Source organism: Streptomyces sp. STR69, from assembly GCF_024519455.1.
GTDB lineage: Bacteria > Actinomycetota > Actinomycetes > Streptomycetales > Streptomycetaceae > Streptomyces.
Genome location: NZ_JALJRY010000001.1, coordinates 203,910 through 212,659 on the forward strand (window position 1 = coordinate 203,910; position 8,750 = coordinate 212,659).

General features: G+C 71.2%; 9 protein-coding genes. 5 read left to right on the forward strand and 4 right to left on the reverse strand.

Annotation, left to right across the window (positions count from 1 at the left end):
* Nucleotides 1-114 precede the first annotated feature (114 nt).
* From OC490_RS49290 to OC490_RS00925, 3 genes are all read right to left on the reverse strand, one after another.
* Nucleotides 115-207, reverse strand: a complete 93-nt coding sequence (locus tag OC490_RS49290) for an Ms4533A family Cys-rich leader peptide (RefSeq protein ID WP_315986646.1) — start codon at nucleotides 205-207, stop codon at nucleotides 115-117.
* 56 nt (nucleotides 208-263) lie between these two features.
* Nucleotides 264-1,589 (reverse strand): DUF3152 domain-containing protein, encoded by a 1,326-nt coding sequence (locus OC490_RS00920; protein ID WP_410098514.1) that lies wholly within the window; start codon nucleotides 1,587-1,589, stop codon nucleotides 264-266.
* Between the two features lie 642 nt (nucleotides 1,590-2,231).
* Nucleotides 2,232-3,437, reverse strand: a complete 1,206-nt coding sequence (locus tag OC490_RS00925) for an alpha/beta fold hydrolase (RefSeq protein WP_262055806.1) — start codon at nucleotides 3,435-3,437, stop codon at nucleotides 2,232-2,234.
* Nucleotides 3,438-3,671: 234 nt separating this feature from the next.
* On the opposite strand from OC490_RS00925, the gene OC490_RS00930 reads away from it, so the two are divergent.
* The 4 genes from OC490_RS00930 to OC490_RS00945 all read left to right on the forward strand — a co-directional run bounded on the left by OC490_RS00930 (nucleotide 3,672) and on the right by OC490_RS00945 (nucleotide 5,548).
* Complete coding sequence (locus OC490_RS00930) at nucleotides 3,672-3,890, forward strand: hypothetical protein (protein ID WP_262055807.1); 219 nt, start codon at nucleotides 3,672-3,674, stop codon at nucleotides 3,888-3,890.
* 202 nt (nucleotides 3,891-4,092) lie between these two features.
* Nucleotides 4,093-4,737 carry a TetR/AcrR family transcriptional regulator gene (locus tag OC490_RS00935; RefSeq protein WP_200714443.1) on the forward strand — a complete coding sequence of 215 codons (645 nt, stop codon included), beginning with the start codon at nucleotides 4,093-4,095 and terminating at the stop codon, nucleotides 4,735-4,737.
* A 143-nt stretch (nucleotides 4,738-4,880) separates the two neighbouring features.
* Nucleotides 4,881-5,108 carry a DUF3107 domain-containing protein gene (locus OC490_RS00940; protein ID WP_019072095.1) on the forward strand — a complete coding sequence of 76 codons (228 nt, stop codon included), beginning with the start codon at nucleotides 4,881-4,883 and terminating at the stop codon, nucleotides 5,106-5,108.
* A gap of 170 nt (nucleotides 5,109-5,278) precedes the next feature.
* On the forward strand, nucleotides 5,279-5,548 hold the full coding sequence (locus OC490_RS00945; protein ID WP_262056281.1) for a hypothetical protein: 270 nt from the start codon (nucleotides 5,279-5,281) through the stop codon (nucleotides 5,546-5,548).
* Nucleotides 5,549-5,554: 6 nt separating this feature from the next.
* On the opposite strand, the gene OC490_RS00950 is transcribed toward OC490_RS00945, so the two are convergent.
* On the reverse strand, nucleotides 5,555-6,292 hold the full coding sequence (locus OC490_RS00950; protein WP_262055808.1) for a ferritin-like domain-containing protein: 738 nt from the start codon (nucleotides 6,290-6,292) through the stop codon (nucleotides 5,555-5,557).
* A gap of 467 nt (nucleotides 6,293-6,759) precedes the next feature.
* Between OC490_RS00950 and OC490_RS00955 the strand changes: the two genes are divergently transcribed.
* Nucleotides 6,760-8,750 (forward strand): DEAD/DEAH box helicase (locus tag OC490_RS00955; protein ID WP_262055809.1); only part of this gene is annotated, 1,991 nt, incomplete at its 3' end.

An 8,750-nucleotide genomic window follows, 5' to 3' on the forward strand; every position in this document is an offset into this window, starting at 1 on the left:
AGACGGAAATGAACAGGCGTCTGCCCCGGCGTCAGGTCGTCGGAAATGCCCTGCCGAAGTCACGGGCAAGGGCGCGGTGGTACGGGTCGCGACACGAACGCCAGGGGGCGGTGTTCAGCGACAGAGAATGTCGGCCACGCAGAGCGGGGTCACGCCGATGAGCGCCAGCTCGATGGCGGCGCGATGCGCGACATGACTAGACCACATGCCAAAAAATATGAAGGAAGTTGCGGCTCGTGTCAATGTGACATAAGCGTCCCCTGTCAACTGCCCGGGTACGGCCAGGGGTTCGCCAGACAGTGGATCCCGTCATGGTCGAGGAACTTGGTCTGCTGCTGCATGACCGGGGCCAACTCGCCGTCCTTGTCGCAGGTCACATGCCCGTAGCCGAGACGATGACCGACCTCATGGTTGATCAACATCTGCCGATACGCGTACATCTTGTCCCCATATGTTGACGACCCCTGCGCCCATCGATACGCATTGATCAACACACGTTCGGTGGCCGCCGAGTCGCACGACACGTTGTCCTCGGTGGTGTCGAGGCCGGACTTGGCACACCACTTGGCGGTGGTACCAGGGCTCGCGAGGGTGATCACGAAGTCCGGTTTGCCGGAGTAGATGCGCTCGAAGGTACGGGCACCGTTGTGGGCCCAACTCCGGTTGTCGTTGAGCGTCTTCTGCACGGCCTCGGCGAAGAGCGTGCCGTCGAGCCCGAGCCCCTGCTCCACGTCCACGCGGTACGTGTACTTGCGCCCCTTGCCGGGCGCCTTGTCGACACCGGGCACCGCGTCGAACTTGTCCGGCCCCTTGAGCGTGGCACCGAGCGGGTACTTCTTGTCCATCTTCTGGGCATACGTCAGGGTCGCCACCTGCGGAGTGGCGGACGCGCTGGGCTGCGCGGAGGCAGTACCGGCACCCCGTACGTCCCGGGCCTGGTCGGTGGCCGCCTCCGACCGCACACCACTGTTGTCACCGTCGCCGGCGACCTGCCCGGCGACGACAACGGCCAGCACGGTGGTGACGGCCGCGGCGGCGATGCCGGTGTAGGTGCGCCCCTTGCCGCCCTTGGCACGACCGGCACCGGAGCCGGGCCGCTCTCGATCCACAGGCGGCACACCCACGCTGCCGACGCCGCCCTCGGTACCGCTTTCGGCGTCGATACCGGTGTCGGTGTCGGTGTCGTTCTCGGGCGGCCAGTCGGTGACTGAGGCGTACGGGTCGGAGCGGTGCGCGGCGACGCCGGCTCGGGGTGCGAAGACGTCGCCGTCGCCGTCGAAGGCGTCGACGTAGTCCTGCCGGGGACCACGACCCCGCTGCCCACCTCGCCGCGCCCCGGCCTGCGGCGCCTGCCGCTGCCGGGGAATGGGAAGCACCGGGCCCGCCACCGGGAACCCGGACATACCCGCGCCCGGAACTCCGGGTATGCCGCCGGCCGACGGCAGAGACCCACCGGGCCCACCGGCTACGGGAGCGTGAGGCATGCCGACGCCCGGAACGTGAGGACGCCCGGCCATACCGGGCGCACCGGCAACAGGCGCTTGAGGCACACCGGACGTACCAGACGTGCCAGGGCCACCCTGAGGAATGCCGGAGTACCCGCGCGGGCCGCCCTGTCCCACTCCGGCCCGCCCGTCCCGCCCCCTCAACTCGCCCCAACCACTACCGGATTCAGCCTGCTCGGGGTGCCCGGCACGAGCCTGCGGAACACCTCGCGCGGGAGTGCCGTCGGGGAATCGGGGCGCGCCGTGCGCAGGCGTACCGTCAGAGAAGCGCGGCATGCCGTGCGCGGGAGTCCCGTCGGGGAAGCGAGGACTGCCGTGCGCGGGAGTCCCGTCGGCCAGGCGCGGAACACCGCGGGCCGGAGTGCCATCGGGAAGCCTCGGAAAGCCGTGCGCAGGTGTGCCGTCAGGAAGCCTCGGGAAGCCGTGCGCCGGGGTCCCGTCCGCGAAACGCGGCGCTCCACGGCCTGGGTTCCCGTCCCCGGGACGCGGCACACCCGGCCAACTCGCCCCCGGCTGAGCCCCCTGGCCCGCTGGACCCGGCTGGCCCGCTTCATCCGCCCGGCTCGGCCTGCCTGCCTGACCCGCCTGCCCCGGCTGGCGCCCCTGAGCCGCCCAACCGCCTTTGCCAGTACCGGCGTTGGCGTTGGCACCGGTGCCTATGCCTCCGTCCGCGGAGTCACCCTTGGTGGTGGATTTACGGCGACTATGGCGTCCCACGTCGCCTCCTCAGCTCCCTGCGTTCGTATCGTCGCCCTTGCCGTCACCCGCGGCGCCGGAACCGGCACCCGCACCCGTGGCAGCGCCGTCGCCTTCGCTCACCGTACTCACCGAACCGCCGTCACGGACCCCCCGTGCACCACTCCGGCCCCCTCGGCCACCGCGGCCCACCGTTTCCGCGTCAACCGTCCGACGCCCCGTCACCACACCCGCGCCCCCACCGGTACCGGCACGGGCACCGGTGCCCATGTCCGTCCCCAACTCCCCCGCATCCGCCAGCAGTTCACGGAACGCCGTGGCCACGATCTCCGGGTACTCCATCATCGCGACATGCCCCGCGTCCGGCAGGGACAGCAGTCGGGAGTCGCGGAAGGAGCGGGCCGCGCGCTGGGCCATGCGGTAGCCGACGAGTTGGTCCCGGCGGCCGTAGACGAGCAGGGTCGGGGCGAGGACGCGCTCGGCCTGGCGCCACAGGCCGTGTTGGCCGCCCAGGGTGTACGCGTTCACGACGCCCCGGGAGGAACGGGCCATCACGTCCCAGAAGTACGGCAGTTGGAGCCGCCGTTCGAGTTCTTCGACGGCGTAGCGGAACTCATCAGGCGTCACCTGGCCGGGATCGCCGTAGCAGAGGGCCATGACGCCGCGCACGCGCTGTTCGGCCGTCCATTCCCGGCTGACGCGGGTGAACAGCGAGGCCACTCCCGGTACGCCGAGCAGCGCCGTCGGGACGGCTGTGCGCTGGACGCGGAGTTCCGGGAGGGCCGGGGAGACCAGGGTCAGCGTGCGGACGAGGTCCGGGCGTACCGCGGCCACGCGGGTCGTGATCGCGCCGCCCAGGGAGTTGCCGATCAGGTGCACCGCGCCGCGTCCGGCCGCGTCGAGGTAGCGGATGACCGCGCGCGCGTGCCCCGTGACGGAGTAGTCGCCGTCGTCCGGTGGCGGGGAGTCGCCGAAGCCCGGCAGGTCCAGGGACTCGCTGTCGACCACGCCGTCGAGCTCGGCCATCAGCAGCGACCAGTTCTGCGAGGAACCGCCGAGCCCGTGGACGTACAGCGCGGGCGGGAGTCCTTCGCGGACCGGCTGCCTCGACCGCACCGTGAGGGTCATCCCCGGCAGGCCGACCGACCTGAGCCGCTCGCCGTCGCCGACTCTGACGGGCGCCACTTTCGGGAGCACGGCGGCGACCGACACGGAGGGCAGCTCTGTCGAAGACATGCGGCAATGTTACGAGACGATCACGCTGTGGTTCATGTGTTCGCCGTCACAGCCAGCGAACGGGTCGTCGGCGGACCGCCGACGGACCACCCGCGCGCGGGTGGTCCGGACAGCTGCCCCGCTCATCGCATGGCGTCCGGATCGGGTGTCTCCTAGGCTCGTAGGCAGGGCACCCGTATGTGGCCCCCTGCTTCGTCGGAGACGTACAGGGACGTACTAGGAAGGGAGCCCGCCATGGCCGTCGATCCCACCGATCCCGAGACCTTCGAGGACGAGAGCGGCGCCGCCGAACTCGACGTCGAAGCCCCGGAGGGCGACGCCGCCGAACAGTTGACCGAGGTGACACCGGAGCGCGACGACCCGCTGACCGAGGTGGACCCGGACTCCGCGAACGAGGCCGACGTCATCGAACAGGCCCGGGTCGTGGCCATCGACGAGGACGACTATCGCTGACCGCCCCACGGTCACCAGCGCCCTCCGTCTCCCCCGGGAGCGCGCACTCCTGCCCGCTCCATCCCCTTTCGAAACACTTTGCGCGACTTCCGTCACCGTCCGGTCCGTGAAATTCTGCGCTCGCAGCGCGCACACCAGGGTTACCGAAAAGTACGATGGCGGCGCGGCGCTCACCGCATGAGGACGACATTTGGGAGGCGGCGTGACAGCCATCGAGCAGACAGAGGCGGCGCGCCCGCGGGGCACCCGCCTGCCGCGCCGTGCCCGACGGAACCAGCTGCTGGGCGCCGCCCAGGAGGTCTTCGTCGCGCAGGGGTACCACGCGGCCGCGATGGACGACATCGCCGAGCGCGCCGGCGTCAGCAAGCCGGTGCTCTACCAGCACTTCCCCGGCAAGCTCGACCTCTACCTGGCCCTCCTCGACCAGCACTGCGAGTCGCTGATCCAGGCGGTGCAGACCGCGCTCGCGTCGACGTCCGACAACAAGCAGCGCGTCCGCGCCACGATGGACGCGTACTTCGCCTACGTCGAGGACGACGGCGGCGCCTTCCGGCTGGTCTTCGAGTCGGACCTGACGAACGAGCCCGCCGTGCGCGAGCGCGTCGACAAGGTGACGAACGAGTGCGCCGTGGCGATCTGCGACGTCATCGCCGAGGACACCGGCCTGTCGCGGGCCGAGTCGATGCTCCTGGCCTCCGGTCTGGGCGGCCTCGCCCAGGTCGTCGCCCGTTCCTGGCTGCACAGCGACCGCAGTGTCCCGCGCGACCAGGCGGTCCAGCTGCTGGCCTCGCTGGCCTGGCGCGGCATCGCCGGTTTCCCGCTGCACGGCAGCGAACAGCACCACTGACCGCCGGGCCGCCTTTTTGTTCCCGTCCGGTGTTCGCTCCTGGCGTTCCCGGCGCGGAACATCTACGTCCTCTCACCGGGCTAGTGTGTGCTGCGTACGGCGCGGAAGATCGCGCACTTTGCTGACCGTCGGAGGGACATAGCGTGGAGGTCAAGATCGGCGTGCTGCACACGCCTCGCGAGATCGTTCTGGAGACCGGTCAGAGCGCCGAGGAGGTCGAGCAGGCCGTGGCCGAGGCACTGACCGGGAAGGCTCCGCTGCTGAGCCTCGTGGACGAGCACGGCCGCAAGGTCCTCGTCCCCGCAGACCGGCTCGCCTATGTCGAGCTCGGCGAGGCGGCCCCGCGCAAGGTGGGCTTCGGCGCGCTGTAGTCACGAGCGAACGCGAGGGGGCCCGGCGGCCGGAAGGTCGCCGGGCCCCCTCGCGTTTCCATCACAGATGGAGCACAAGTCGCCCACAGGGGAGGATTGCATTCCGCAGGTCACGGGTATGACCGGCTACGACAGCAGTACGCAGGCCGACCGTGGGAGGGACCCCCGTGATGATCCTGGAAGCGCTCGGCTCCGCCGTGCTGGGTCTGCTGCTCGCCTGGGCGGCCACCCACCGACTCGCGGACCGTCTTCCGGCCCGCACCCTGGTCTTCTCCACCGGTGTCGCCGGAGCGCTTTTCGGCGACTTCGTCACGCACAGCGCGCTGGGCCCCGGCAGCGGCCTGCCGAGCCTGCTCGGCGCGGCGGTCGTCTCGGCCGCCTCGCTCTCCCTGCTCCTTCGACCGTCGAGACGACTCCGCGGACGGTCGGCCCCCGCATAGCCGTACCTAGGCGGCGAGCCCCAGGGCCGCCATCCGCTTGGTGTGCGCCTCGGTGATCCGGGAGAACATCCGGCCCACCTCCGCGAGGTCGAAGCCGTCCGCCACGCCGCCCACGAGCATCGTCGACAGCGCGTCCCGGTCGGCGACCACACGCTGCGACTGCGACAGCGCCTCCCCCATCAACCGCCGTGCCCACAGGGCGAGTCGGCCCCCCACACGCGGGTCCGCGTCGATCGCCGCGCGGACCTTTTCCACGGCGAAACTCGCGTGCCCGGTGTCGTCGAGCACGCCGAGCACGAGCGAGCGGGAGTCCTTGTCGAGGCGGGCCGCGACCTCGCGGTAGAAGTCGCTGGCGATCGAGTCGCCGACGTACGCCTTGACGAGCCCTTCCAGCCAGTCCGAGGGGGCCGTCTGCTTGTGGAAGCCGTCGAGCGCGGCGACGAACGGCTGCATCGCCTCGGTCGGCTCGGCCCCGATCTCCGTGAGCCGGTCCCTGAGCTGCTCGAAGTGGTGGAACTCGGCCGACGCCATCTTCGCCAGCTCCGCCTTGTCCCCGAGCGTCGGCGCCAGCTTGGCGTCCTCCGCGAGCCGCTCGAACGCCGCCAGCTCGCCGTACGCGAGCGCGCCGAGCAGGTCCACGACCGCGTTGCGGTACTGCGGGTCGGCGGAGGCCGTGGCCCACTCCTGGGCGGCGACTCCGGTGGGTTCGGCGGATGCGTCGGAGGCGTTGTCAGCGGTCGTCATGAAGCGCACAATAGCCCGCTCACCGCACGGCGGAAGGCCCTGGTCAATCAGTGTGACGACGACTACGTGACCAAATCGGCCAACGCATGTGCGTGATTCCGGGGTATGGTGGTAATGCGCCCGCCGAATATTCGCCGGGCCGCACGAATGAGGATGCCCGGTCGGTGGCCCGATCGGCTCCGACCCGACAGCCCTCCTCACCCGTACGGCACTTTGCGTACGAAGTTCGGAGGGGGACCCTCAGCGGTTCGAGCGCTAGAGCGTCGGCAGTTGTCCCGTGTCTTTACGGCTTGCCGTATTGGCAGCCGACGTCCCGGCACGGTCCTGACACGACCCCCGCGCTCGCCTCGCACCGCGCACACAGAAGAGGCAGCACCCTGACTACTTTCCGAGAGCTCGGAATCCTTCCCGAGACCGCTGAGGCCCTTGAGGCCGTCGGTATCGTCTCCCCCTTCCCGATCCAGGAGATGACGCTCCCCGTCGCCCTTTCCGGCACGGACGTCATCGGCCAGGCCAAGACCGGCACCGGCAAGACGCTGGGCTTCGGCCTCCCGCTCCTGGAGCGCGTCACCGTCCCCGCCGACGTCGAGGCCGGCCGGGCCAAGCCCGAGCAGCTGACCGACGCCCCGCAGGCGCTCGTCGTCGTCCCGACCCGCGAGCTGTGCACGCAGGTCACCAACGACCTGCTGACCGCGGGCAAGGTGCGCAACGTACGCGTCCTCGCCATCTACGGCGGCCGGGCCTACGAGCCGCAGGTCGAGGCGCTCCGCAAGGGCGTCGACGTCGTCGTCGGCACCCCGGGCCGACTGCTCGACCTCGCGGGTCAGAAGAAGCTCGACCTGAAGCACATCAGGTCGCTCGTCCTCGACGAGGCCGACGAGATGCTCGACCTGGGCTTCCTGCCCGACGTCGAGAAGATCATCAACTTCCTGCCGGCCCGCCGTCAGACGATGCTGTTCTCGGCGACCATGCCGGGCGCGGTCATCGGTCTCGCGCGCCGCTACATGACGCAGCCCACGCACATCCGCGCCACCTCGCCGGACGACGAGGGCGCGACGGTCGCGAACACCGCGCAGTTCGTCTACCGCGCGCACAACATGGACAAGCCCGAGCTCGTCGCCCGCATCCTGCAGGCCGAGGGCCGGGGCCTGGTCATGGTCTTCTGCCGTACGAAGCGCACCGCGGCCGACCTCGCCGACCAGCTCCAGCAGCGCGGTTTCGCCTCCGGCGCGGTCCACGGCGACCTCGGCCAGGGCGCCCGCGAGCAGGCGCTGCGCGCGTTCCGCAACGGCAAGGTCGACGTGCTCGTCTGCACCGACGTCGCCGCGCGCGGCATCGACGTCGAGGGCGTCACGCACGTCATCAACTACCAGTCCCCCGAGGACGAGAAGACCTACCTGCACCGCATCGGCCGTACCGGCCGCGCGGGCGCCAAGGGCATCGCGGTCACCCTCGTCGACTGGGACGACATCCCGCGCTGGCAGCTCATCAACAAGGCGCTGGACCTCGGCTTCCCGAACCCACCGGAGACGTACTCCACCTCCCCGCACTTCTTCGAGGAGATGAACATCCCCGCGGGCACCAAGGGTGTCCTGCCCCGCTCGGAGCGCACGCGCGCCGGGCTGGCCGCGGAGGAGGTCGAGGACCTCGGCGAGACCGGCGGTCGCGGCGGTCCGCGTGGCCGTGGTGGTCGCGATGGCGGCAGGGGCGGTCGTGACAGCGGCCGAGGCGGACGTGACGCCGGCCGGGACACCCGCAACGACTCCCGTTCCAGTGCCGCTTCCGGTACGGGTGCTGTCGATGCCGAGCGCCCGGCGCGCACCCCGCGCCGCCGCCGTCGTACGCGCAACGGCGCCCCGATGGAAGGGACTTCGGCCGCTACGGCCGTGACGCCCACGTCGGAGGAGACCGCACTGGCCGCCTCCGAGGAGACCGCGGGCCGCACTCCGCGCCGCCGTCGCCGCACCCGCACCGGAGCGACGGGAGAGCAGCTGCCGGCCACGGCAGTCACCTCCGCAGCCGCACCCGAGGCCGCGGAGATCGCCGTGGCCACGGCCGAGGGCCCTGCCCTGGACGCCCCCGCACCGTCGCGCCGCCGCCGTACCCGCAAGTCCGCGGAGCCGGCAATCGCGACGGCCGAGACCGTGGTCGCCGAGGCACCCGTTGCCGAAGCACCGGTCGCCGAGGAGACGAAGCCGCGCCGCCGGACCCGCAAGGCCGTCGCGGCCACGGAGCCGGTCGAGGCCGTGGCGGTAGCTGCTACGGAGACTGCCGCCGTGGCCGCCGTCGACACGGCCGAGGCCGTAGAGGCCAAGCCGCGCCGCACCCGGACCCGGAAGACCGCGGCTCCGGCCGAGGTCACCGCCGTCGACACGGCCGAGGGCACGGAAGCCAAGCCGCGCCGCCGCGCCACGACCCGCAAGGCCGTCGCCGACATCCCGGCCCAGGCGGCCGAGGA